Raw genomic sequence first — 23,784 nt, 5'->3', positions numbered from 1 at the left:
GGAAATTTTATTAGGTAGTTCTATTAGTAAAAGCACTTCTGCAGTCACAGAGGTGCTTTTATTTTTTTGCTTTCTCCACCAAATCATTATAAAGTATCTGCCATACTTTATCTTTCAGGTTTTTCAGGTCAGTCTTATCTTCCATCGATAACCCGTCGGTTGGTACAAAGTGATGCACTTTAGCCCTTAGCAATCCCGGTTTTCCACTAAAAAAGCTAAACGAAAAACGTTTTTTGTTATCATAAAAACTCATCGGCACAATAGGAATCTGGTGTTCAATGGCAAGCCTGAAAGCTCCATCCTTAAATTCATCAAGCAGTATCGATTCATCATCCGGAACGCCACCCTCAGGAAAAATGCAAATACTTAATCCCTGATTGAGCCTTTTTTGTGCACGCTTAAAAACTTCGAAACGGCTCTTCGAGCTATTACGGTCTACCAGTATGCAGGTACGCTTATAAAAGAATCCGAAAATGGGAATCTTTACCAACTCTTTCTTACCAACAAATACAAACGGATTTTTCGAAATGACAAGCATCAGCATTATATCCGTCATAGATGTATGATTGGCTACAAGCATATAACTTTTGCCTTTTTGTATTTGCTCATCACGTTCTATCTTATACGGAAGTCCCATCCCGAACAGGATGATTTTTGCCCACATCCGTGCAAGCACAAAAAACTGCGGATAGGTTTTTTCGGATGATATCGTTATGATAAGTAATGGAGACAAAACTATAATTGGCACTCCCATAAGGATATAGAACCAAATTCGCCACAGTGTCCATAAAAAATATCGTGCTATTTTCATATATTCCAAATGTAAGGATTCAATCCTTATTTTCTGCCCAAATCGTTTACCTTTGTGTAAATTCAATTTTTTGTAGAATGGCAAGAATATTAACCGGGGTGCAAAGCACCGGAACCCCTCACCTGGGTAACCTGCTGGGGGCTATACTACCGGCCGTGGAAATGGCCAATAAACCAGAGAACGATTCATTTTTATTTATAGCCGATTTGCATTCTATTACGCAGATCAAAGATGGCGAAACCCTGCGCGCTAATACCTATAGCGTGGCGGCTACATGGCTTGCCTGTGGCCTTGACCTTAACAAGGTTACTTTTTACCGCCAGAGCGATGTGCCTCAAACGGCAGAGCTTTCATGGTACCTTAGCTGTTTCTTTCCGTTTCAGCGACTAACGCTTGCCCACTCTTTTAAAGACAAAGCCGACAGGCTGGAGGATGTAAACGCCGGATTGTTTACCTACCCTATGCTTATGGCTGCCGATATATTATTATATGATGCTCAGTTTGTACCTGTAGGTAAAGACCAGCTGCAGCACCTTGAGATTACCCGTGATGTAGCCTCACGCTTTAACCACCAAATGGGTGAAACCTTTGTATTACCTGAAGCGGTTACCAGCGATGATACCAAAATTATTCCGGGTATCGATGGCGAAAAAATGAGTAAGTCGCGCAACAACTTCATCAATATTTTTGTTGAAGACAAACCGCTGCGCAAACAGGTAATGGCAATACAAACAGACAGTACTCCGCTGGAAGAACCTAAAAACCCGGATACCTGTAATGTATTTGCGCTTTACAAATTATTAGGGACTCCGGAACAAATCGAGGCAATGAGAGCCAACTACCTTGGGGGTAACTACGGTTATGGCCATGCGAAACAGGCATTGTTTGAACTTATCGTTGACAAGTTTGCTCCTATCCGTGAAAAATACGCCTATTACATCAATAACCTTGACGAAGTAGATGCCCTGTTAAAAGCCGGTGCCGAAAAGGCAGCGACCATTGCCAACGGAGTACTATCAAGAGTAAGAGTAAAACTGGGATACGAATAGTTAGTTGACAGTTTACAGTGGTCAGTTTACAGTTGCCACGAATTACACAAATTATCGCGAATTGGTGGAATTAGTGTAATTTGTGGCTCTTTTTTTGAACTCTGAACTCTGAACTCTGAACTCTGAACTCTGAACTCTGAACTCTGAACTCTGAACTCTGAACTCTGAACTCTGAACTCTGAATCACTATATCGCCTCAAACAATTTACCGGGCAGTGGGCGAATCACTCCCTTCAGTTCCATATTAAGGAGTAACGACGATATTTTAAAGATTGGCATTTCGCATTCGAGGGCAATAACATCCATTAGTTCCTTCCCATGCTTTTGTAAAAAATCATATACTTTTTGTTCATCATCTTCAAGCACAACAAAAAGCTGTTTTTGCACCGGCTTCTTTTTTTCGTCTTCCAATTGCCAGTTAAGCATATAAACAAGATCGGCAGCAGTGGTTAGCACATTGGCGCGCTGACTCTTTATTAAATTATTACAACCCATACTGTATTTATCGGTAATACGCCCCGGAACAGCAAATACATCACGATTATAATCGTTCGCAATATTGGCCGTTATCAGTGAACCGCCTTTATCAGCACTTTCTATAATAATAGTTGCTTCGCTAAGCCCTGCCACAATGCGGTTACGTTTTACGAAATTTTCTTTATCCGGATTTGACGTGCTCCAAAACTCTGTCATAAAACCACCGTTCTCCTCCATTTTAGAGACGTACTTTTTATGTACCTTAGGATATACCTGGTTGAGCCCGTGAGCCACAACACCTATAGTTTGTAAGCCGAGTTCCATGGCAACAGCATGAGCATGAATATCTACCCCATATGCAAAGCCGCTGATGATAACAGGGTTGAGCGGAGCGAGGTCTTCAATAAGTTTACGGCAAAAGTCGGAACCATAAGAGGTCATCTGGCGGGTTCCCACTATGCTGATCGTTTTTCGGTTCTCAAGATTAATATCTCCGGATGTGAACAAAACAACAGGTCCGTCTATACAGTGTTTAAGTCTGTCAGGGTACGTTTTGTCCTGATAATATAAAGGAGTGATGCCGCTGTCTGCAATAAATTTCATTTCGGCTTCGGCCAGCTTAAAAGTATCGGCCTTTTTCAGGCTGTTGTATACAACATCTCCTATTCCTTCTATGGCAGTTATCTGTGATTTTTTTGCTTTGAAAACAGCTTCGGCAGAACCTAAATGGTTAATAAGCCTTTTGGCAACAATGTCGCCCACACCCTCAACGCGCATCAGCGCAAGAGCATTAAGTAATTCAAAATCAGTCATTAATCGGTTTTATATGGCGTTTATCGGATTCTCTGGCGTTGTTAATAAAAATTGTGAATAAAATTTTGCAACTTGCGTCGAATTGTTAATTTTGTTGTTATGATGATAGAAAAACACATATCGGCTTTATTGTATCGCTACCAGTGCGTTAGCGTTCCCGGCTTTGGCGCATTTCTTACGGACACACAGCCCGCGCAGCTTAACAATGACACCTATACGTTCTATCCTCCTAAAAAACTAATTTCATTCAATGCGAATTTAAAAAATAATGACGGGCTTTTAGCCAATCATATCGCATTACAGGAAAAAATTTCTTACGATCAGGCTGTAGCCAATATTACCCAGACTGTTGAAAGCTGGAATAAAAGGCTTCAAAACTGGGAAACCCTTATTCTTAAGAACCTTGGGACTATTGCTCATAACATAGAAGGCAATATTGTTTTCACGCCTGATACTCCGGTAAATTACCTTGCTGAAGCGTTTGGACTTACCAATGTAATTTCTCCAGCCATAAAAAGAGAAGAGCTTAAAGCTGTTGCCGAAAAAGTGGAAGAAATGGCTCCGGTAATATTTACTCCGGAAAGAAAGAAAAACTACTCATATCTTAAATATGCCGCTATATTTGTTGTAATGACAAGTGCAAGCGGAGCAGGATTTAAAGTATACCGCGACCATGAGATTGCACAACAAACCCTGCTTGTAGAGCAATCGGTACAGGATCGTGTAAACGAAAAAATACAACAGGCTACCTTTTTTATAGAGGCGCCTATGCCGGCAGTAAGCCTTCCTGTTAAAGAAGAAAGCGCATCTACCTATCCTTACCATGTTGTAGCTGGAGCTTTTAAGAGCGAGGAAAATGCTGAAAAAGCAGTGGGCGAACTTGTATCTAAAGGTTACAACGCCAGAAAACTGGGTAAAAACAAATTCGGCCTTTTTCAGGTAGGTTACGGAAGCTTTAAAACCTATGCTGAAGCACAGGCGAAAATGAATAAGATCAAACAAACTGAAAACAGCGATGCCTGGCTTTTGGTAAAAGAATTATAAAATTGAGTCTCCCCAAACGGGGAGATTTTTTTTGCATCTGCATCTGTACTATCTTTGCAAAAAAAACGCATGCAGGCAAAATATCCTTCAGACTCTATTTGCATTATGACCGACCTGGTTTTACCGGGTGAGACCAATCCGCTTAACAACCTTTTTGGTGGAGAATTGCTGGCCCGCATGGATCGTGCCGCGAGCATTGCCGCCAGAAGGCATTCACGTCGTATTGTTGTTACGGCATCTGTGAACCACGTTGCTTTTAACCGCGCTATTCCATTAGGAAGTGTTGTTACCGTTGAGGCAAAAATATCCCGCACTTTTAAAACCTCGATGGAAGTGTTTATTGATGTTTGGATCGAAGACCGTGAAAGCGGAATAAGGCATAAAGCAAATGAAGCCATTTACACTTTTGTTGCCGTTGATGAAACAGGAAGACCGGTTGAAGTACCAATTATTGAACCCCAGACCGAACTTGAAAAACAACGCTATGACGCTGCGCTGAGAAGAAAACAGCTAAGCCTTGTACTGGCAGGCAAAATGAACCCGCATGAAGCTACCGAATTAAAAGCGTTGTTTCTATAAAACAAAAATCCCTCGCTAAGCGAGGGATTTTTTTATCTTGTAATCCACGATTCTGGATTCTGGAATTTAGCATTTTGCGACACATAGAATCTCATTACTGTTTTCCCCGAAGGATAGGTATATACCTGCCCTATATTTTGAGATGTCGTTACCTTGTCGCCCACATTTACACTTACCGCCCCAAGGTTAAAATAAATAGTCATGTAATCACCATGCCTTATGGTAACTGCTTTGGTACCGGCCACAATTTGCACCGCAGTAACCTCTCCATTGTAAATTGCCCTAACGGCACTACCCGGATTGGTTGTTATCTCAATATAATTATTATCAACAATTACATCCTTATCATAAGGGCTTTCATGTCTGCCGAATCGCGCAGAAAGATATCCTTCACGCACAGGCCATGGCAGTTTACCTTTATTAGCCACAAAACTGTTAGCAAGAAGTTTCTCTTCTTTAGTCATTACAATTTTGTTAGGTTCTTTTTTAGCAGCTTCTGTAATCTCTTTCTTTTCGGCTGCACTTTTTGCTTTGGCAGCAGCCTTTCTGTTGGCAGCAGCGATCGCATCTTTTATGGCCTTCTCTATTTTTCTGTCAATCTCTTTTGCTTCCTGTTGCTTTTTCTTAATCTCCGAAGCATATTTTTTCTTATCCTTACGGATAGCTTTCACTAACTTTTCCTGCTCCTGCTTATCCTGTTCAAGATCTTTCTTCTGTTTTTCGCTTTCGGCAAGCAACACTTCTTTTTCTTTCTTTTGACTTGACAATGCTTCTACTCTTAATTCAAGTTCAGCCATTTTGGAACGAATCTCCTCACCCTGTACTTTCCTGAAACTTGCATACTGTTTCATGTACTGCATGCGTTTATAAGCTTGTAGAAAATTCTCAGAAGAAAGAATAAACATGATACGGCTTTGTTCCGATCTGCTCTTATATGCTTTTACCACCATATTGGCATAATCCTCCTTAAGCACTTTTAGTTCACGCTTAAGCTGATTGATGCTAAGCTGATTTGTGTAAATATCATCGGTAAGCAGGCGAGTTTGTTTAGAAGTTGTACTGATAAGCCTTTCACTAAGCTTGATCTTAGTACTGTTTTCTTCTATTTTCCCCAATACTGATTTTTCTTTAGTCTTGCTTTGCGACTCAAGATTTTGCAGCTCCTTCATTTCTTTTAAAATCTGTGCTTTGCGCTGCTCCAGTTTTTTACGCTGATCTACCTGGCCATAGCCAAGAACGGTAAAGCCTAAGAAAAAAATAATAAAGAAAAATCTGGTCATGTCTGGTTTTGGGTTTAGTCTATAAAAATCTGTTCCATTCCTTCGGGTACCTCATACGGGAATGTAAGGTTTTCATCGAAGGTTACAGTATTATATTCAATGTCTACATTTATTCTCTCCTGCTGCTCACCTTCGATGTTAATTACCGCCGGCAGTACCGCTTTTGGATATTCCTTATAAGAAGCATACTGGATATCCAGGCTTTGCGGAATATTTCCTGAAGTTTTAAATGTTTCTTTTTTCAGTAAAAATTTACTCCCTTCAAAAAAGAATAATTTAGATATCGCCGATCTGTCTGCAGATTGTAGCTTGTGCATACCATCTTCAAGTGAACCTATATAATTTCCTTTGTTAAGATCATACAAAGCATTCCCTAAAAGGATATTCTGTACCTTGGTATAGTCAAGATCGTTACCAAGCCATTTGCTAAGTGCAGCATAGTTACCGTCAAAATATTCATTGGTAGTCTTTGCATAATAGCTTACCCTGGTAGGTGTAATAATTGCTTTAGCAACTGTGATACCCAGTACGCGCACGCTTACCAGAATGATCTCATCTTTCTTAACACGTATTTCGGCATTTGCATTAAAAGAAGTGCTCCCTTTTTTGTAATGCCCCGATGCTTTTATAAGCAACGTCTTAAAATCCTTAGCGTTACTATAGTGTCCATCTACAATTTCTTTAACCGCTTTTTGCTCAGCAGCCTTATCCTCAGACATTAAAGCCTTTTGCGCTGTTTTACACGACGTAAGCGATAGTACCGCAAGGGTTATGACCAGTAATTTTTTCATTAATTGCTTTTCGATTTTTCAAGCTTAGCCTGACGCTGAGCCATTTCATTTTTCTTTTTATTATCGCCCAATGCTGTGTAGGTATCTACAAGCTGTTTGGTAATCTTCAATTCAAGTTCGGGATCTTCAACCACAAAATCGATTCCTGTTTCCAGATAATGTTTCGCCTTTGGATATTGTTTTTGCTGATTTGAAGCAAGTCCAGCAAAATAGTACAGTCGGGCCTGGGTAGGATACAGCTCAATATATTCTTCCGATTTTTTCAGCAGCCTGTCATACTGCGCTGCTTCGGTATAAGTGTATAGTAATAACTCAACCGTTTCGATATCATCAGGTTTTTGGATAAGTCCGCGTTCGAAATATTTTATTGCCTCAGGATATCTGTTTTTACTGAAAAAGAACTTCCCTATCTCTTTAGGCACATTAACCTGTTTGTCGTCTTCAAAATACCCAACTGCCTTATCAAGATCTCCCATGTACTGCGGATTGTTCGAAGCATAAATAAGGAACTCATTCAGCACCCTGTGTTTTATCTTGCGGTCAATCTTTTTGCTGTCCAATACCCTGAACATCGATTCGGCAGCTTTTTTACCATCGTTGTTATTAAGGTTGAACTTAAAAAGACTTACCTGTGCCCAGTCCGATCCCGGGATTTCCTTCTCCAGTTTTTTTGCAACTTCCTGAGCCTTTTGCTCCTGATTGCTTTCAGAATACAAATAGATCAGCTCAAGATAATTCGATTCCTCTTTAGGGTTTTTCTTTATCGCTTCCTCAAGAGTTTCCTTTTGCGGTTTCCTGTACTTGCTGTCACTAAGAATCTGTAGCTTGTACATCTCTCGTTTCTCAGACATCCCTACCGTTTGTTCCATCTCATTGATAAGATCGAGCGCTTTATCAAACTGTTGGGTATACATATATAATGACACCAGATCTTCCTGATAGTATTGCTTGCGCCACTCTGTAAGTTTTTGCACTACCGGAATCGATTTATTAAAATCTTTCGTTTCATAGTACACATCATACAGGCTTTGCCAGTACCAACGATTGTTTGGGTCAAGATCGCGAGCCTTAAGAAATGCTTTTTCGGCTTCAGGATAATTTTTTAGCGAAAGGTAATTTTTACCCAGTTCATGAAGCACCACAGCATTCTGAGGATCTTTAGCCAGGCACTTTTCAAGCGATTTAATCGCTTTATCATAATTTTCAATTCCTTTTTGCTTTAGCGCCTCAAAAAAGTTGTTTTCAAACTCATCATTAGCCAATGCTACCTGATCGGGTTCCTTTGGCTCCTGGGCATGCAGCGTGCCGGGTATCAGTAATGAACCCGAAAGCAATGCTCCGCAAAAAAGGATTTTAAATTTCATATCTCTTATTCTATAACTGAATAGTCACCAATGCTAATGCTGGTAAATTTACCGTTAAAAGCCGCATGATTACCTATCATCCCGTTATCCAGCACGGCATTATTAATTGTGGCGTGCGTTTGCACAAGGCTGTTTTTTATAATGGTGTTCTCTACATGAGAGTTGTCGCCCAACGAAACGTATGGCCCGATGGTAGAATTTTTAAGGACTACATTTTCTCCAATAAAACAAGGAGGGATGATAGTACTGTTTTCCATCTTTACCGTAGCCGATACCAGGTTTTCACCATCTGCATGAAGGAAGCCCAGCATACGTGAGTTAGTCTCTACCGTTACGTTCTTGTTACCGCAGTCCATCCACTCATCTACTTTCCCCGGCACAAATTTCATGCCTTTCTCTTTCATGTTCTCAAGAGCATCGGTAAGCTGGTACTCGCCGCCTTTAGTAACGTTGTTGTCTAACAGGTACTGAAGCTCGGCACGAAGTGTTTCACCGCTCTTGAAATAGTAAATACCAATAATAGCAAGATCAGAAACAAAGTCTTTAGGTTTCTCAACAAAATCAACGATCTCGTTCTTCTCATTAAGCTGAACCACGCCAAAAGCACTCGGGTCTTCAACCTGCTTTACCCAGATAACACTGTCGGCTGTAGTATCTAACGTAAAATCGGCTCTGAAAAGTGTATCAGCATAAGCCACAACCACAGGTCCGCTGATCGATTCTTTAGCACTCATAATAGCATGGGCAGTACCCAATGGTTTCTCCTGATAGTATATAGAACCTTTAGCACCAAGCTTTTCAGCAATAGCCACAAGGTCGGTTTCTACCTGAGTACCAAAATCACGGCTTACGATAAACGCAATCTCTTCGATCTTCTGGTTAAGCACTCCTGCAATATCTTCAACAAGCCTGTGAACGATAGGTTTGCCTGCAATTGGTATTAATGGTTTTGGAACTGTAAGTGTATGTGGGCGAAGGCGAGAACCACGCCCGGCCATAGGAACTATAATTTTCATTTAGTAGTTTGTTTGTAATTCTCAAAGAACATAATAATGTTCTCTCTATTATTTTATATCAACTTTATTTTTTGCCGCCATATCCTCAAATATTTTCTCCTTACCCTGTTTTTTCAGGTCACTGTAAAAGAAAGCGAGATTATTCTGAGCATCACTTGCATATGGCGATCTGGTTTCTGTATAAATCACAAAGGCTTTAAACATGTTATCAACCCCTTTTTCATAATCGCCCGCCATGTAATAAGCTCTACCAGCCCCATAATACCCTTCCGGGTTATTACTGTCACTTTCTATTAGTTTGCTGTAGGTTCCTGCCGCTGCTTTATAATCTTTGGTATACTCGTATACCACAGCAAGATTTTGAAGAGGCAAAATTCCGAATGGATCAACTTCCAGCGATTTATTATAGCATTTTATTGCTTCTTCATAATTATTTGCTTTTCGGTATGAAAGTCCAAGGTTATCCCATGCAAAAGCAAATTCCGGATCTGCCTTTACCGCCTTCTTATAGCTTTCTATAGCTTTATCATTTTTACCTTTTTCAGCATATTTATTACCCTCGGTATAAAACTTCATTGCTTCAGGATTTGAAGAATATGATTTATCAGATGCTAAATCTTCACTGCCAATCAGCGTTTTCATGCGCTTGCAGTTCTTCATCATATAGTCCTGAATCTCCTGGAAATTCTTATCCGCTAAAATTACGCTTTTACTGCCTTTATCTGCAACATAAACTGTATCGCCATTCTCTACTCTTGTCTCCCATTTCGTTTCCTTAAGCAGTTTTTGAATATTCTTTAATTCTTTCAAAGATTCATCCATCTGCTCGTTGACGATGGCCTGGGTGATACAGAAATTTATTTTATCAATTATCTCTTCTTTAATGAGTGCCGATGATACATCATCAGTACATTCACAGGCTTTTTCAGAAAGTTTCTTTATTTCTTTCTGTTGTTTTTTGTCCTGAGCCGATGTTACAGTCGAACACCCTAAAAAGAGAATAAAACAGAATTTAAAAAATTGCGTCATATAGGCTTGGTTTGTTGGTTACTTTACACCTGTACTGCCAAAGCCGCCTTCTCCCCTCGAAGTTTCTGTTAATACTTCTACCTCATTCCACTCGGCACGCTCATGTCTGGCAATAATCAGCTGGGCAATTCTTTCGCCATTTTCTATAGTAAACGGCTCATTCGATAAATTTACTAAAATTACACCAATCTCACCTCTGTAATCGGCATCAATAGTTCCCGGACTGTTTAAAACCGTTACGCCTTTTTTGGCTGCCAGTCCGCTTCTTGGACGCACCTGTGCTTCGTAACCAATAGGAAGTTCAATAAACAATCCTGTCTTTACGATAGCCCTGCCTAATGGTTGTAATACAATAGGCTCATCTATATTAGCCCTAAGGTCCATTCCTGCCGAAGCAATAGTTTCGTAGTTTGGCAATGCATGTGCCGATTTATTGATGATGTTAATTGTCATTATATAATTGTAATCTGTTATTTTCTTTTTAAAATGCGTTGCAGGGTTTCTTTCTCCCCTTTATAAATTATAGCGAGCAATGCTATTATCGATAGTATTCCAAAGATATACGTCTCTCTTAATATATCTACATAAAATGATAGTGCCGAAAGCGTTATTGACAAACCAAGATACAGGCATATCTTTTTCATGTCATACGGAATTGGGTAATATTTATTGCCAAAGTAAAACGAAAGCCCCATCATGGTTCCGTATGCCGATATGGTTGCAATTGCCGAACCCATATAGCCCATATAAGGAATCAACAGGTAATTGAGTACTATGGTCACTATAGCACCCGCAATGGAAATGTTAGCTCCCACTTTGGTTTTATCTGATAGTTTGTACCAAACGGAAAGGTTAGAATAGATACCAAGGAAAAAATTAGCAAGGATAATTAGCGGAACTACGTCCATACCCTCCCAATACGATTTATCCTGAAGCATCAGCATTTTTAAAACGTCGGCAAATACCACAACACCCAACAGGATAACCGAACCGAATATTACAAAATACTTGGTAATGGTTGCATAGGTATTACGCGCATTTTCGTGATTTGCATGACTAAAGAAAAATGGTTCAATTCCTAAACGGAATGCCGTTGTAAACAACGTCATAAATACCGCAAGCTTATAACAGGCTGAATAAATACCAATCTTAATTTTAATGTTGTCTTCAGACAACGGAAGAAATGCTTTAAGGAAAAACCTGTCGAAGGTCTCGTTAATAACAAAAGCCAATCCGGCGATCATAACAGGCATACTGTAGCACATCATCTTTCGCCATAGCGAAACATCAAAATGCCATTCGGTTTTAATATAGTGCGGCAACAGTATAACAAGGGTAAGCAAACTGGCAATAAGGTTCGACACAAATATGTAACCTACCTGAAAATCTTCCTGATAAATTGTTGACCAAAAACTATCCGGATAAGCCGCTGCGACGTCTTTTAAGTAAACCAGAAAGAATACATTGAACAACAGGTTCACCGCAACATTTCCAATCTTGATTGCTGCGTATAGCAATGGCCTGCCTTCGGCTCTGAGCTTAGAGAACGGCACGATTACCAAAGCATCAAGCACCAGTATCCATATAGTATAGGTTACATATTCAACGTCAAGATCTCCGGCATCAGCAAGAAATTTTCGCCCTAATAATGCAACTACCAAAAATGTAATAGACGACCAGAAAAGTGAAATCGTAGAAGTACTAACTACATTTTTTTTAGGCTCTGAACTGTAAAACCTGAAAAAAGCAGTCTCCATACCATAAGCCAGAATAACATTTAAAAATGCCATTCCTGCAAAAATCAACGCCTGCTCTCCATACTCCTTTTCCGGGAGGAGCTTTGTATAAAGCGGAGTGAGCAAAAAGCTGAATATCCGGGGTACAACCGTCGCTATTCCATATATGGCCGTTTGCTTAAAAAGGTTTTTATATAAACTCAAAGAGTGGTTTGTTTTATGTTAGAACAAAAGTAATTATAATTTACAGCATTATAAAAACTACGGCACAAAAGAATAATTGTACAAATCCTAAAATATTCATAATACAATGGCTTTAAATCAAAAAGGCTCCCGAAAACCGGAAGCCTTTTCAAAAATATGCTTGTTTTGTTTATTAGCTGTTCAATGCCTCAGCACCACCCACGATCTCAAGGATCTCATTAGTAATGGCAGCCTGACGGGCTTTGTTGTAAGTAAGCTTAAGCTGATTCCTTAATGCAGTAGCATTATCGGTAGCTTTGTGCATCGCTGTCATACGCGCTCCGTGCTCAGAAGCAAAAGAGTCACGAACGGCTTTGTACAACTGCGTTTTTAACGAAAGTGGCACAAGGCTAAGTACGATCTCTTCTTTAGAAGGCTCAAAAATGTAGTCAGTAGCATTGTTAGCTGCTTTTTCATCTTTAGCTGCCGGCTCTAACGGAAGGAACTGCTCTGTAAGCACAACCTGAGTAGCGGCATTCTTAAAGTGGTTATAAACCAGTTCGATCTTGTCGTACTCACCTGCTGCAAACTTATCCATTAACGATTGTGCTGCCTCAGCTACATTTTCAAATGTAAGGGTATCAAAAAGCTCGCTTTTGTTTCCAACAACATTGCAGGTTTTCTTAAGTACGTCGTTACCTTTTTTACCAATAGCTAAAACATCAACCTCTTTACCTGCATAAGCAACCTGAAGGTTTTTTATCTGTTTTATCACATTGGCATTAAAAGCACCACATAAACCCCTGTTTGATGTAATAGCAACAATAAGCACTTTATTTACCGGGCGTTGCTCGGCATATACTCCTCCGTTGTCGCTGTCAAGGGTAGCACTAAGATTTTGCAATAGCTCAGTAAGCTTTTCAGAATAAGGCCTCATGGCCGTAATAGCATCCTGTGCTTTTTTAAGCTTGGCTGCAGAAACCATTTTCATCGCACTCGTAATTTGCATTGTCGATGAAACGGAAGCAATCCTGTTACGTATTTCCTTTAAGTTTGCCATTTTATAATGTAATAATTAAGCAATTAATCAATGTAACAATTGCTACATTGATTAATTGATACATTAATTTATTAGTATTTTGCTGAAATCTCTGCTGCTGCTTTCTCAAGAACGTCAGTGATCTCATCTGTAAATTTACCCGCTTTAAGACCATCAAGAGTTGGTCTGTGTTTAGCGTTAAGGTATTCGATATAGTCTTTTTCGAACTCTTTTACTTTGCTTACAGGTACATTTTTAAGTAGGTTTTTAGAACCTGCATAAATAATAGCTACCTGATCTTCTACAGTATAAGGGTCGTTAACAGCCTGTTTAAGGATCTCAACGTTTCTTCTACCTTTTTCAATTACGTTTAGTGTAGCAGCATCAAGGTCAGAACCAAATTTCGCGAAAGCCTCAAGCTCACGGAACTGTGCCTGGTCAAGCTTAAGTGTACCAGATACTTTTTTCATTGATTTGATCTGAGCGTTACCACCTACACGCGATACAGAGATACCCACGTTGATAGCCGGACGTACACCTGAGTTGAATAGATCTGACTCAAGGAATATCTGACCGTCAGTAATCGAGATTACGTTAGTTGGGATATATGCTGATACGTCACCCGCCTGAGTTTCGATGATTGGAAGTGCAGTAAGCGATCCACCACCTTTAACGATTGGCTTAAGTGATTCAGGAAGGTCATTCATGTTTTTAGCGATATCGTCATCAGCGATAACTTTCGCAGCACGCTCAAGAAGTCTTGAGTGGAGGTAGAATACGTCTCCAGGGTAAGCCTCACGTCCTGGTGGTCTTCTAAGTAGAAGCGATACCTCACGGTAAGCAACTGCCTGTTTAGAAAGATCATCATAAATGATAAGAGCCGGACGGCCAGTATCACGGAAGTACTCACCAATTGCAGCACCTGCAAACGGAGCGTAAACCTGCATTGCAGCAGGGTCAGAAGCATTAGCAGCAACGATAACTGTATAAGCCATTGCGCCTTTCTCTTCTAGTGTTTTTGCGATACCTGCTACTGTAGAAGCTTTTTGCCCAACAGCAACATATATACAGAATACCGGTTGCCCAGCATCATAAAATTCTTTCTGGTTAAGGATGGTATCAATACATACAGTAGTTTTACCAGTCTGACGGTCACCAATTACAAGCTCACGCTGACCACGTCCTACAGGAATCATGGCATCAACAGCTTTTACACCTGTTTGTAGTGGCTCAGTTACCGGCTGACGGAAGATAACTCCCGGAGCTTTACGCTCAAGAGGCATCTCATAAAGGTCACCACCGATAGGGCCTTTACCATCAATTGGAAAACCAAGAGTGTCTACTACACGGCCTACCATTTGCTCACCTACTTTAAGTGAAGCGATACGCTGTGTTCTTTTTACTGTAGATCCCTCTACGATACCCTGAGATGTACCAAACAATACTACGCCCACATTGTCTTCTTCAAGATTCAGGACCATAGCCTCTAACCCATTCTCAAACTGAACTAACTCACCATACTGTGCGTTAGATAGTCCGTGAATACGGGCAATACCATCTCCTACATTAAGAACTGTTCCCACTTCTTCTAATGTAGCACCCGATTCAAAACCGGACAATTGTTTCTTTAATATTGCTGAAATTTCAGCAGCTTTAATTTCTGCCATGTTACTTTATAATTTAAACACGTTTAGTGCGATAAAATACTTAATTACTTAACTCTCTTCTTAATGTTGTCAGCCTGTTAGCCACAGAAGCATTAAACTGTCTGTCGCCTATCCTGATTATAAACCCACCAATAATAGCAGGGTCTACTACATTCTTAATGCTAACTTTTTTGCTTGAAAACTCTTTGATCTTAGCCATTACCTTAGCTTCAAGTTCTTCTGTTAATGGTATTGCAGTAGTAACTGTTGCTACCTCTATACCATTTAGAATATCAAACTGGTTTTTGTATTCTTCTGCGATAAGCGGAAGTATCTCAAACCTTTTGTTTTCATGTAATAGGTGAAAAAGACCCTGAGTAATAGCCTGCGTTCCCGCAAATATTTCCTTAAGGGCTGCCTCTTTAACGTCCGCCTTAACAACCGGGCTGTCTACAAAATTGCTCAGCTCAGCATTGTCTTTGATGGTAGATGCTATAAGGGCCATGTCTTCATTTACATTGCCGGCAGCTCCTGAAGCCTGTGCCATATCCAGGATTGCCTTTGCATATCGTATTGCAGCTCTTGAACCTGTCATACAGCGATTAGTTTAATTTTACGTCGTCAAGCATTCTCTCAACAAGTGAAGTTTGAGAAGCCTTGTCAGACAATTCGTTTTTAAGGATTTTTTCAGCGATATCAAGAGAGAATCCTGAAACCTGACTTTTAAGCTCAGCCATTGCAGCGTTTTTCTCGCTCTCAATAGCAGCTTTAGCCTGCTCGATCATTTTTTCTCCCTGAGTCTGAGCTTCAGCTTTAGCATCAGCAATCATTTTTTCTCTGATATCTCTTGCATCTTTAATCATTGCATCTCTCTCAGCTCTTGCTTCCTGAAGTATTCTTTGGTTATCAGCCTGCAGGTTTTGCATTTCTTTACGAGCAGCTTCGGCAGAAGCAAGCGCATTAGCAATACCTTCTTCTCTGGCATTAAGTGCTTCTACGATTGGTTTCCATGCAAACTTTGCTAATAGAATAACAAGAATAACAAGGATAATAGCCATCCAGAAGAACAAACCGTACGAAAAATCATTGATTAACTTTTCCATTATAAATTGTATATTTTAATTATTTAAGCTTTTTAATTACATTATTTAATCCGGATCAGGCAACCAACCGTTACCTGATACCGGATTTAAAAATTAAGCACCTAGGATTAGAGCACCGAAAGCAAGACCTTCAAGAAGAGCTCCAATGATGATCATCGCAGTTTGGATTTTACCAGCAGCTTCAGGCTGACGAGCAATAGCGTCCATTGCAGAACCACCAATTTTACCTAGACCTACACCAGCTCCTATTACAATAAGACCGGCACCAATAAGATTTGGAATTGTCATGATATATAAATAATTAAATTAATTTACTTGTTTACTGTTTTACTAAATTATATTACAGGAATTTCATCATTCACCTCTTCTTCATGATGACCGTGGTCTTCATGATGATGCTCCTGAACCGCCATACCAATAAATAGTGACGAAAGCATGGTAAAAATGAACGCCTGAAGGAATGCCACCAACAACTCGATTATCATAATAAACAGTGTTAGTCCCATAGACACTCCAACACTTCCTCCTACTGTAAGTTTATCCTTTAAAAGGAATACTATCGCAATTAGACCCATAACTACCGTGTGACCAGCAGTGATGTTTGCAAATAGACGTATCATTAGAGAGAATGGCTTTGTAAAAATACCCAACACTTCGATTGGAGCAAGAATAACCTTCATGATTGGGTGTACACCAGGCATCCAGAAGATATGCCCCCAGTATTCTTTGTTGGCACTAAACTGAGTGATAAAGAATGTAAACAATGCAAGACAAAGTGTAATTGCAATGTTTCCGGTTACGTTAATACCCAGTGGTGTTAAACCTATAAGGTTAAGTATCCAGATAAGGAAGAAAACCGTTAAAAGGTATGGCATGAATTTTTTATACTTTGCTTCACCAATGTTTGGCCTTGCAATCTCATCTCTTACATATATTACCAGTGGTTCAAGCACACGACCAAAACCTTTAGGCAAATTGTTAGCACCATTCTTGTATGTTTTAGCAAGACTGGTAAACAATATGAATATAAGTATCGATGTAAGTAAAAGCGAGAATACGTTTTTAGTAATAGAGAAGTCTACTGCTTTCTCTACTGTTGGATGTCCGTGAGCATCTAATTTAAGATCTCCGGCTGCATCGGTTTTATAAATTTTACCGTGGAAAAGTTTATAGTGGTTACCATCTACTTCAGCAACTTTTTCACCGTGTTCAAATTTTGAAGACGAGAAAACTTTAAGACCATTATCCACAAGGATAACCGGAAGAGGAAAACCATAATGTTCACCTGTTTCTTCGTTAGAGAAGAAAATGAATTCGTGAGAATCCTGAAGGTGATGTACTATGTGTGCATTGATTTTTTCTTTAGGGCTGGCCGCTTCATGACCATGTCCTGCCTCGTGAGACTCGTGTGCAACAGCGCTTTGCGGCTCAGCATGACCGGCAACGGTATCCTGAGATGAATTTGCAAAAGCTAAAAAAGGCACTGCAGCAAAAAAAGCTACAACTGAAGTCTTTAATTTTAGTCCGGAAATCACCATCTTGTTAATTATCTTATTTTTAGAGTCCTGAAATTTTGCGCAAAGGTACGTTTTTAATTAATATACCAAAGACCCCTAAATGATTTTTTTTAAGATAATTTAGCCTTCGATACCTATTTTTTACTTATTGTTCAACAAACGTGCTGTATAATAAGCCTCTATTGCTAAAAACAAAATAAAAATCACAAAAAAATTAACTTTTTCTGTAGGATTTTCACCTGCCTTATTAAGTATTGGTCTTACTATAACGTAGCTCAGCGCAATTTTAGCAGTGGTTAAAAATAAAAACGCATACCCTGTTTGTTCCTGATTCTTCCTGTTTATCTTCATCAGTACTGCTAAAACGGCTGCAGTCATTAGGAAAAAGAACCCGTACATTACCGGAAGCGGATATACAAAATCGGCAGTTTTGCCTTTTAAATCCGGCATATAGTACACCAGGAAATTAAATACTAAAAGTATAGCGGCTATAACCGCTACCTGAAAAAAAACGCTAAGAGTTTGCTTGTTCATTTATTTATTAAGTTGATTTACCTGTCGAACTACATTATACATGGCTATAGCTACTCCTATAAGTACAAATATCATTCGGTTGGTATCTTGGGTATTTCCATATGTCTGGTCGAGCCAGCTTCCGAACCATCCAAACAAAAAGATAATAAGCCCCATCTGAAAAGGAATATTTACAAGGGCCAGCCATTTACGGTTTTTATTATCCTGGTTGTTGTCCATCGGTTTTTGGGGTTTGTTTTACAGGAGTGCGCATTATGCACGAAGCGCTAAACTCCGCACCGGGCTCGACCGATAATTTTCCGGTAATAACCTCTCCTTTTATATGTGCTTTTGATTTTACGTTAAGCATTTCGGCAACTTCAATCTTTCCGTTGAATTTACCTTCAATGTCGGCACTTTTACATTTAATGTCGCCCGTTACGCTTCCGGCAGGGCCTATTACAATTTTTCCTTTAGTGGTAAAATTGCCGGTAAGTTCGCCATCAAGCCTAAAATCGGCCTGCGAAATAATATCTCCTTTTATTATAGTGCCTTCTACTATCCTGTTGGTTTTACCCAACAGGTCAGTATACGACTTTTGCGGTTTGTCAAACATTATTTATTCTATCGCTAAAAATTCGGTAAAGTCTTTCTTGATTTGTACTACCTTATAATCTTCGGTAGATATTACTTCCAGAACTTCCGCCACTTTATATTTTTTATAATCCTTAAGTACCGATACTGCTTCTTCGGCAGCAAGCTTACTGCTAAAACCATGCACTACCAGCATATTCTCCTTAATAGTATATACGTCACTTGTAATTTTGATATTGTTATTAAGTCCTTCCTTAATAAACTTCTCAATCTTATCCTTAAGCGGTTTTATTTTGGCCTCATCTGCAAAATCAAATTTGTAAACTATTTTCCAGCTTGCCGTAGGCTCACCAAATGCCAGCTTTTCAAGGTTGGGTATATCCGTCTTAAGCAGCAGTTCGGCTTTCTTACCCTCTTCACTATTAGGATAGTTCAGCGCAACAAAATTAAGACTCTTTTTATATTCTTCAAGACCCATTAGCCTTGCCGAAACCTGTGCTTTCAGTAATTCAAATTTCGACACGATCTCTTCTCCTGTATAAGTATCAATAGATTCATCTATCTGAGCAAATACTTCTCTTACCTGGCCTTCGTTGTATTTTTTAAACAACTGGTCGTAGGCCGCATCCGGCGTAAGTGTTTTAGCAGCATCCGATGTAGGGTTCCTGATAATCTCGGCATAACGACTGTCAGGATATTGCGAAAGAATCTGCTGCTTATATACCTCAGCTTTGGCAGGGTCTATAATCTGGTAAATTTTATATAGATTGTATTTAGACGGTAATACCAATCGCTCTTCCGGATCGTTTTGTAGCAGCCTTTCCAGCTTATCGGCGGCAAGGCGGTATTCCTTAAACTTGTCCTTATATATAGAACCTAACTGGTAGTAAGCAAAGTTACGCTCGGTAGCAAGGCTGTCCAACAGTTTTTTATCTGTAGGCAGTTGTGAAATATAAAAATCAGTTCTGAATCGTGGCTCAACAGCTTTGTCTTTCCCGTCTTTTGGAAGCTTGCCTTCTACACCGGCAAAAATCGAATCGCCATCAATGGCATTGGCAGCAGCTTTGTTGGTCTGCTCCGAAGACCATCGCCAGTTTTCAGAATATGCTCTGTTACCCCATTTCCTTTTAAATTCCTGTTTACCGTAAGCAACCGTAGAAGCTGTATTAAAATAAAACTTGCCTCCTGTAGCCGAAGCTCCGGCTTGTCCGGTCTGCCCGGCAAATCCACGGCTGGACATTCCTGCGATTCCTGCAGATGAGAAATTTCCTCCACCCGAAGCAAGATTTTCCTGCTTGATAGCTTCTTTTTCAAGCCTTTTCTTTTCGGCTTCTTCTTTTGCTTTCAGCTTAGATATATAATCTTCGTAGTATGCTTTTCTCCCTGCTTCATCCATAGCCACTACAGAAAGGATACTGTCATTGTTTTTAGCAATGGCTTCATATTTTATAACATCGGCAAGGTTATCCCTTTTCTTTTTTATGCTTCGGTATTCTCTGCTACGATTATCAAGAAAAACCATGGTACTGTCATAATACATACCGGCTGTAGCATATTGAGCTTCCTTAAAGTTTATCTCGGCAATATTTCTATAGTTAGATGCCGTAAGGTAACGGTCTCTCGAGTTTTGGCGTAACGATTTGTTATAGTATTGTTTTGCACGAACCTCATCATTTTGCTTATCATAAAAAATACCTACCTGGTGGTTTATGATATCCAGATATGGCCTGTTTTCTCTGTCTTCAAGCAACTTACGGTATTTTTCCATAAAAACAAGCGTATCACCATTCTTGTAGTCAAACTGACCCGCCTGCATGGCATGAGCCTGAATTACATATCGCCTTGGCGATTTCCTTTTCATGTCTATTACCGTCTGATACTCGGTATAGGCACTGTCCGGACGTTTCAGTTTGCTTTGTAGCTGACCTAATATAAAATGGTATCTGGCTTTTTCTTCATTTTTCTCTGTAAATGCCGCAGCCTCTTTTAGTACTGTTACCGCACTGTCATTTTCCTGAAGGCTAAGATATCCCTGAGCAAGCATTGCATTCGCGTCGGCATACGTTTGCTCATCCATTTTATCTCTTTTTTGCTTTATCAGCTCTTTAAGATTGCGAATGGCTATCGCTTCGTTATCCAAACGGATATTTGTTTTTTCCCTCCATATTTTGGCATCGTCTATCTTGTCACTGGAAGGATATTTTAGTAATATGTAATTGAATGCTTCCAATGCCGGAAGATAGCGGTTTTCATAATACCTTGATTTTCCAAGCAACAGGTAAGCCTCATCCATTTGCGGATTTTTTTCACTTCCGCCAATATTCATGGAGTGTTTCTGTATAGCTTTAGTAGCTTTTTCTTCAGCACGTTTAAAATTTGGCGTTTGTTGTGCTGTCCCCTGAGCACCGGCAGCATCGCCTTTAGAAAGGCCTGCTGCGTTTTTTTTACCCCCTAAATCAAAATTCTGTGCCGCATTGCTTTTATCGCTGAAATTTTTTGAACTCATAGGATCTTTAAGGCTCAGGGCATCTTTAGAAGATTTAGCATCTTTCCCAGAGGCATTTGCCCCGCCAGGACCCGATCCTACCGTAGTTGAACTACCCTGAGAAGGAGGATTTACCGACACAACGGGCTGAGTTCGCTCAATAGGCAATACATCCCAAAAGTTATCTTCATAGGTTGTAGACAGATCTTTAAGACCGGCATCGAGAGCAAGGTTGCCGTTGTATAGCACATTATACTCGGTAGTAACCGCATGATAGTTTCGGTTAACAAAGGAATCTTTTTTAGTAGAGCACGCAATTGCTAAACCTACTGCACCAAAAAGAATGAAATATTTTGAAGTACTGGTTTTCAATGTAAAAGCTGTTTTTATCCTTAACTTTTAAAATCCTTCTTTAGTATAAAAGAGGGTAAAAATACGCTTCTTTTTGTAACATATCTTCTTTTTTGACAAAAAAAATCCCCCTTTGCTAAGGAGGATTGTATTGGTTTACACTGCAAAAAATTCTTCGAGTTCTTTTAGTGTTTCTTCAGAAGTATAAATATCTTTTACCACCTGCCCTTTGTGCATGGCTACAATTCGGTCACTAACCTCGGTAGTATGTGCCAAATCATGGCTCGACACCAGTATGGTTACATCTTTATCGTCGGCCAGATCTTTGATGATTTTTTTAAGCCTGAACTGTGTAGTAGGGTCAAGGTTGGCAAAAGGTTCATCAAGAATAATAATTTCCGGATTACCTATAAGCGTTGCGATGATACCTACCTTCTTCTGGTTACCTTTAGAAAGGTCACGAAGGTATTTCTTTTTGTTAAGTATCTCTCCGTTAAAAAAATCTTCATGCTTTCTAAGCAATTCATCCACACTTGCTTTGTTTTGTCCACGCAACTCGCCAATAAAATAAAAATACTCCTCGGGCGTAAGGTAGCCTATTAAAAAGCTCTCGTCAAGAAATGCCGCAGTAAATGGTTTCCATGCCTCGCTTTCATTTACCTGAACGTTGTTCAGCTTTACCGCGCCGGTAGTAGGTTCTATAAGATCCAGCAACAGGCTAAAAAGCGTAGTTTTCCCTGCTCCGTTGTTCCCTACAAGGCCAAAGCTCTCTCCTTTTTTAATTTCTAAATGATCTATATTAAGTACGGTTACCCCGTTGTATACTTTCTTAAGGTTATTGATTTGTATCATGATATATTATAGTATTGATTGGATGATTAGTTCTTTTGTTTATAAGCCGCAAGCGTATCGTATTTCTCCCTTTTGTAGATTTTTTCTATCTGGGCAAAAGCCTTGTTCCTGAAAGCAAAACCCAATACTCCTGCTACAGCTACAAATAGTGCTCCTGCCGTTGGACTGAATATGTAAAATCCAATGCCGTAAAGCGCCATAGGTACAAGCATTTTTGGCAACGAAATAAGGAACGTTTTAAGGTTAAAGGCTTTTTTGTCGCCAAAAGCCTGTTTGCTTGTAGTTAGGTCGATAGGAGTTTTTATGAATGCCCCGCCTAAAAGAACAAGGTGCGAATTCACTCCTATATTATATACCGCTCCGGCAAGTAACATAAGGTAGGTATCCAAACCAAAGTACAGGTAAAAAGAAGCTATTAATGCACTAGCAGTCGTACCTATAACCATAAGCCACCATTTAGATGCGATATATTCGCGGTATTGAATGTTTTGGCTCATCATTAGCGGATAGTAGGCACTGTCCCAGCTTGGCACGAACTGGCCAAACGTCATCATAAAACCACCAGTAACAAATATTCCGGCAAACATTGACCAGAAAGGTCCCTGATATATCTCTATCGCATTGGTAAAAAACAGCAACCCGTAAAATATAAATAGTCCGCTCATCAGTAAGGTTGTTTTAGAACGCTTGTTCCTTAGTATCAGCTTAATGTCGTTTTTAAGAAAGGTACCCATAGTTCCAAACTGATTCAGCCATTTAAAGTCCTGCGTTTGGGCAACCTCATGTTTACCTTTAAGTCCGGTATCCAGATACAATTCTTTAGAGAACAGTTTATAACAGCCATAGTATATGCCTGCCACTAAGGCTACAGGAATAACCCATAGATAGTATGTAGCATACAATCCGTGGAAGAATACCTGGGTATAAGGCGTGATATCGAACACTCCATAGTACTGCGTAGCACCAAGGCCTACAATAATTGTTGCTACCGTATAGAATATAGCATCCTTATCATCTGCAAGAATATTTATAAAGTTATTGCTGTATATAAGAGCCATCATGCTAATATGCCATAGCACTACTCCTAAAGGGTCATAGCCTTCAATAAGCAGCACTATAGAAAACGGCACAAAAAAGAAAGCATGCATGATATTAAAGAAAGATACTGCCGTTTTTCCCAATGCAAAGTTTACAATCGTACCTCTTTTTATAGGTAACGTAAGCAACGGCCTGATATTAATAACCGGCATTTTTTGCATAAAATAGCGGAAAAGCAAGTCGAACACCAGATAATAAATCGCAAACTGACTTATTAAGATAAGTGGATCTACACTCGTACTTTCTCTGATAATGTAAAAAGAGCCTACTCCTAAAAGAAGGAACATGGCAGAAAAATAAAGTGCTACGAGTATCATAAGCACTTTTAAAGCTACGTTAGTGGCAAAAGCAGATGACCGTGTAAACGATTTCCATTCGAGCCAAAGGAATTTTTTGAACATTGTATTTTGGTTG

24 protein-coding genes are annotated in these 23,784 nt (G+C 39.7%); 3 read left to right on the top strand and 21 right to left on the bottom strand.

The window, feature by feature from the left end; all coding sequences use genetic code 11:
• Window positions 1-58: 58 nt before the first annotated feature.
• Window positions 59-811, bottom strand: a complete 753-nt coding sequence (locus tag ACFSR3_RS10060; RefSeq protein WP_379820852.1) for a lysophospholipid acyltransferase family protein — start codon at window positions 809-811, stop codon at window positions 59-61.
• A gap of 77 nt (window positions 812-888) precedes the next feature.
• On the opposite strand from ACFSR3_RS10060, the gene trpS reads away from it, so the two are divergent.
• Window positions 889-1,860 carry a tryptophan--tRNA ligase gene (trpS, locus tag ACFSR3_RS10055; protein ID WP_114758676.1) on the top strand — a complete coding sequence of 324 codons (972 nt, stop codon included), beginning with the start codon at window positions 889-891 and terminating at the stop codon, window positions 1,858-1,860.
• 186 nt (window positions 1,861-2,046) lie between these two features.
• Here the strand turns inward: trpS and dprA are convergent, their stop codons facing one another.
• Window positions 2,047-3,150, bottom strand: coding sequence for a DNA-processing protein DprA (gene dprA / locus ACFSR3_RS10050; RefSeq protein ID WP_379820851.1), 1,104 nt, complete (start codon window positions 3,148-3,150; stop codon window positions 2,047-2,049).
• A gap of 99 nt (window positions 3,151-3,249) precedes the next feature.
• Here dprA and ACFSR3_RS10045 point away from each other — a divergent pair, with 99 nt between their 5' ends.
• Window positions 3,250-4,194 (top strand): HU domain-containing protein, encoded by a 945-nt coding sequence (locus ACFSR3_RS10045; RefSeq protein ID WP_379820850.1) that lies wholly within the window; start codon window positions 3,250-3,252, stop codon window positions 4,192-4,194.
• A 69-nt stretch (window positions 4,195-4,263) separates the two neighbouring features.
• A complete protein-coding gene (locus ACFSR3_RS10040) occupies window positions 4,264-4,773 on the top strand; it encodes an acyl-CoA thioesterase (protein ID WP_379820849.1) in 510 nt (169 codons plus the stop codon).
• A 32-nt stretch (window positions 4,774-4,805) separates the two neighbouring features.
• Here the strand turns inward: ACFSR3_RS10040 and ACFSR3_RS10035 are convergent, their stop codons facing one another.
• The 19 genes from ACFSR3_RS10035 to ACFSR3_RS09945 form a co-directional block, all read right to left on the bottom strand.
• Window positions 4,806-6,053: a murein hydrolase activator EnvC family protein gene (locus ACFSR3_RS10035; RefSeq protein ID WP_379820848.1), complete on the bottom strand. Its 1,248-nt coding sequence runs from the start codon at window positions 6,051-6,053 to the stop codon at window positions 4,806-4,808.
• Window positions 6,054-6,067: 14 nt separating this feature from the next.
• Window positions 6,068-6,844 (bottom strand): DUF4292 domain-containing protein, encoded by a 777-nt coding sequence (locus ACFSR3_RS10030; protein ID WP_379820847.1) that lies wholly within the window; start codon window positions 6,842-6,844, stop codon window positions 6,068-6,070.
• Complete coding sequence (locus tag ACFSR3_RS10025) at window positions 6,844-8,208, bottom strand: tetratricopeptide repeat protein (protein ID WP_379820846.1); 1,365 nt, start codon at window positions 8,206-8,208, stop codon at window positions 6,844-6,846. Before ACFSR3_RS10025 ends, ACFSR3_RS10030 begins: the two co-directional genes overlap by 1 nt.
• A 5-nt stretch (window positions 8,209-8,213) precedes the next feature.
• On the bottom strand, window positions 8,214-9,224 hold the full coding sequence (locus ACFSR3_RS10020; RefSeq protein WP_114758683.1) for a sugar phosphate nucleotidyltransferase: 1,011 nt from the start codon (window positions 9,222-9,224) through the stop codon (window positions 8,214-8,216).
• A gap of 48 nt (window positions 9,225-9,272) precedes the next feature.
• Window positions 9,273-10,253: a tetratricopeptide repeat protein gene (locus ACFSR3_RS10015; RefSeq protein ID WP_379820845.1), complete on the bottom strand. Its 981-nt coding sequence runs from the start codon at window positions 10,251-10,253 to the stop codon at window positions 9,273-9,275.
• 18 nt (window positions 10,254-10,271) lie between these two features.
• Window positions 10,272-10,706, bottom strand: a complete 435-nt coding sequence (gene dut / locus ACFSR3_RS10010) for a dUTP diphosphatase (protein WP_169520752.1) — start codon at window positions 10,704-10,706, stop codon at window positions 10,272-10,274.
• Between the two features lie 17 nt (window positions 10,707-10,723).
• Window positions 10,724-12,193: an oligosaccharide flippase family protein gene (locus ACFSR3_RS10005; protein WP_379820844.1), complete on the bottom strand. Its 1,470-nt coding sequence runs from the start codon at window positions 12,191-12,193 to the stop codon at window positions 10,724-10,726.
• Between the two features lie 172 nt (window positions 12,194-12,365).
• Window positions 12,366-13,232 carry an ATP synthase F1 subunit gamma gene (atpG, locus tag ACFSR3_RS10000; RefSeq protein WP_379820843.1) on the bottom strand — a complete coding sequence of 289 codons (867 nt, stop codon included), beginning with the start codon at window positions 13,230-13,232 and terminating at the stop codon, window positions 12,366-12,368.
• A gap of 71 nt (window positions 13,233-13,303) precedes the next feature.
• Window positions 13,304-14,878, bottom strand: coding sequence for a F0F1 ATP synthase subunit alpha (atpA, locus tag ACFSR3_RS09995; protein ID WP_114758687.1), 1,575 nt, complete (start codon window positions 14,876-14,878; stop codon window positions 13,304-13,306).
• A gap of 40 nt (window positions 14,879-14,918) precedes the next feature.
• Complete coding sequence (atpH, locus tag ACFSR3_RS09990) at window positions 14,919-15,452, bottom strand: ATP synthase F1 subunit delta (protein ID WP_379820842.1); 534 nt, start codon at window positions 15,450-15,452, stop codon at window positions 14,919-14,921.
• Window positions 15,453-15,459: 7 nt separating this feature from the next.
• On the bottom strand, window positions 15,460-15,960 hold the full coding sequence (locus ACFSR3_RS09985; RefSeq protein WP_379820841.1) for a F0F1 ATP synthase subunit B: 501 nt from the start codon (window positions 15,958-15,960) through the stop codon (window positions 15,460-15,462).
• Window positions 15,961-16,053: 93 nt separating this feature from the next.
• The gene (gene atpE / locus ACFSR3_RS09980) at window positions 16,054-16,248 is read right to left on the bottom strand and encodes an ATP synthase F0 subunit C (RefSeq protein ID WP_114758690.1); all 195 of its coding nucleotides are present in this window, start codon (window positions 16,246-16,248) and stop codon (window positions 16,054-16,056) included.
• Between the two features lie 47 nt (window positions 16,249-16,295).
• Complete coding sequence (gene atpB / locus ACFSR3_RS09975) at window positions 16,296-17,498, bottom strand: F0F1 ATP synthase subunit A (protein WP_379820840.1); 1,203 nt, start codon at window positions 17,496-17,498, stop codon at window positions 16,296-16,298.
• 120 nt (window positions 17,499-17,618) lie between these two features.
• Window positions 17,619-18,011: a hypothetical protein gene (locus ACFSR3_RS09970; RefSeq protein WP_379820839.1), complete on the bottom strand. Its 393-nt coding sequence runs from the start codon at window positions 18,009-18,011 to the stop codon at window positions 17,619-17,621.
• The gene (locus ACFSR3_RS09965; RefSeq protein ID WP_114758693.1) at window positions 18,012-18,230 is read right to left on the bottom strand and encodes an AtpZ/AtpI family protein; all 219 of its coding nucleotides are present in this window, start codon (window positions 18,228-18,230) and stop codon (window positions 18,012-18,014) included.
• A complete protein-coding gene (locus ACFSR3_RS09960; protein ID WP_114758694.1) occupies window positions 18,211-18,606 on the bottom strand; it encodes a bactofilin family protein in 396 nt (131 codons plus the stop codon). The genes ACFSR3_RS09965 and ACFSR3_RS09960 overlap by 20 nt, the downstream gene beginning before the upstream one ends.
• A gap of 3 nt (window positions 18,607-18,609) precedes the next feature.
• Window positions 18,610-21,441 carry a type IX secretion system periplasmic lipoprotein PorW/SprE gene (porW, locus tag ACFSR3_RS09955; protein ID WP_379820838.1) on the bottom strand — a complete coding sequence of 944 codons (2,832 nt, stop codon included), beginning with the start codon at window positions 21,439-21,441 and terminating at the stop codon, window positions 18,610-18,612.
• A 135-nt stretch (window positions 21,442-21,576) separates the two neighbouring features.
• A complete protein-coding gene (locus ACFSR3_RS09950; RefSeq protein ID WP_379820837.1) occupies window positions 21,577-22,272 on the bottom strand; it encodes an ABC transporter ATP-binding protein in 696 nt (231 codons plus the stop codon).
• A gap of 26 nt (window positions 22,273-22,298) precedes the next feature.
• Window positions 22,299-23,771 carry a DUF5687 family protein gene (locus ACFSR3_RS09945; protein ID WP_379820836.1) on the bottom strand — a complete coding sequence of 491 codons (1,473 nt, stop codon included), beginning with the start codon at window positions 23,769-23,771 and terminating at the stop codon, window positions 22,299-22,301.
• Between the last annotated feature and the right edge of the window lie 13 nt (window positions 23,772-23,784).

It is taken from the genome of Flavobacterium suzhouense (assembly GCF_042684765.1).
Lineage (GTDB): Bacteria > Bacteroidota > Bacteroidia > Flavobacteriales > Flavobacteriaceae > Flavobacterium > Flavobacterium suzhouense.
The sequence above is the reverse complement of the archived record's forward strand: the minus strand, read 5'-3'. Positions and strand labels throughout refer to the sequence as shown.

Bases quoted from the DNA above. Each gene is read 5' to 3' on its own strand.
- ACFSR3_RS10060 (WP_379820852.1), bottom strand. From the start codon at position 811: ATGAAAATAGCACGATATTTTTTATGGACACTGTGGCGAATTTGGTTC.
- trpS (WP_114758676.1), top strand. From the start codon at position 889: ATGGCAAGAATATTAACCGGGGTGCAAAGCACCGGAACCCCTCACCTG.
- dprA (WP_379820851.1), bottom strand. From the start codon at position 3,150: ATGACTGATTTTGAATTACTTAATGCTCTTGCGCTGATGCGCGTTGAG.
- ACFSR3_RS10045 (WP_379820850.1), top strand. From the start codon at position 3,250: ATGATGATAGAAAAACACATATCGGCTTTATTGTATCGCTACCAGTGC.
- ACFSR3_RS10040 (WP_379820849.1), top strand. From the start codon at position 4,264: ATGCAGGCAAAATATCCTTCAGACTCTATTTGCATTATGACCGACCTG.
- ACFSR3_RS10035 (WP_379820848.1), bottom strand. From the start codon at position 6,053: ATGACCAGATTTTTCTTTATTATTTTTTTCTTAGGCTTTACCGTTCTT.
- ACFSR3_RS10030 (WP_379820847.1), bottom strand. From the start codon at position 6,844: ATGAAAAAATTACTGGTCATAACCCTTGCGGTACTATCGCTTACGTCG.
- ACFSR3_RS10025 (WP_379820846.1), bottom strand. From the start codon at position 8,208: ATGAAATTTAAAATCCTTTTTTGCGGAGCATTGCTTTCGGGTTCATTA.
- ACFSR3_RS10020 (WP_114758683.1), bottom strand. From the start codon at position 9,224: ATGAAAATTATAGTTCCTATGGCCGGGCGTGGTTCTCGCCTTCGCCCA.
- ACFSR3_RS10015 (WP_379820845.1), bottom strand. From the start codon at position 10,253: ATGACGCAATTTTTTAAATTCTGTTTTATTCTCTTTTTAGGGTGTTCG.
- dut (WP_169520752.1), bottom strand. From the start codon at position 10,706: ATGACAATTAACATCATCAATAAATCGGCACATGCATTGCCAAACTAC.
- atpG (WP_379820843.1), bottom strand. From the start codon at position 13,232: ATGGCAAACTTAAAGGAAATACGTAACAGGATTGCTTCCGTTTCATCG.
- atpA (WP_114758687.1), bottom strand. From the start codon at position 14,878: ATGGCAGAAATTAAAGCTGCTGAAATTTCAGCAATATTAAAGAAACAA.
- atpH (WP_379820842.1), bottom strand. From the start codon at position 15,452: ATGACAGGTTCAAGAGCTGCAATACGATATGCAAAGGCAATCCTGGAT.
- ACFSR3_RS09985 (WP_379820841.1), bottom strand. From the start codon at position 15,960: ATGGAAAAGTTAATCAATGATTTTTCGTACGGTTTGTTCTTCTGGATG.
- atpE (WP_114758690.1), bottom strand. From the start codon at position 16,248: ATGACAATTCCAAATCTTATTGGTGCCGGTCTTATTGTAATAGGAGCT.
- atpB (WP_379820840.1), bottom strand. From the start codon at position 17,498: ATGGTGATTTCCGGACTAAAATTAAAGACTTCAGTTGTAGCTTTTTTT.
- ACFSR3_RS09970 (WP_379820839.1), bottom strand. From the start codon at position 18,011: ATGAACAAGCAAACTCTTAGCGTTTTTTTTCAGGTAGCGGTTATAGCC.
- ACFSR3_RS09965 (WP_114758693.1), bottom strand. From the start codon at position 18,230: ATGGACAACAACCAGGATAATAAAAACCGTAAATGGCTGGCCCTTGTA.
- ACFSR3_RS09960 (WP_114758694.1), bottom strand. From the start codon at position 18,606: ATGTTTGACAAACCGCAAAAGTCGTATACTGACCTGTTGGGTAAAACC.
- ACFSR3_RS09950 (WP_379820837.1), bottom strand. From the start codon at position 22,272: ATGATACAAATCAATAACCTTAAGAAAGTATACAACGGGGTAACCGTA.
- ACFSR3_RS09945 (WP_379820836.1), bottom strand. From the start codon at position 23,771: ATGTTCAAAAAATTCCTTTGGCTCGAATGGAAATCGTTTACACGGTCA.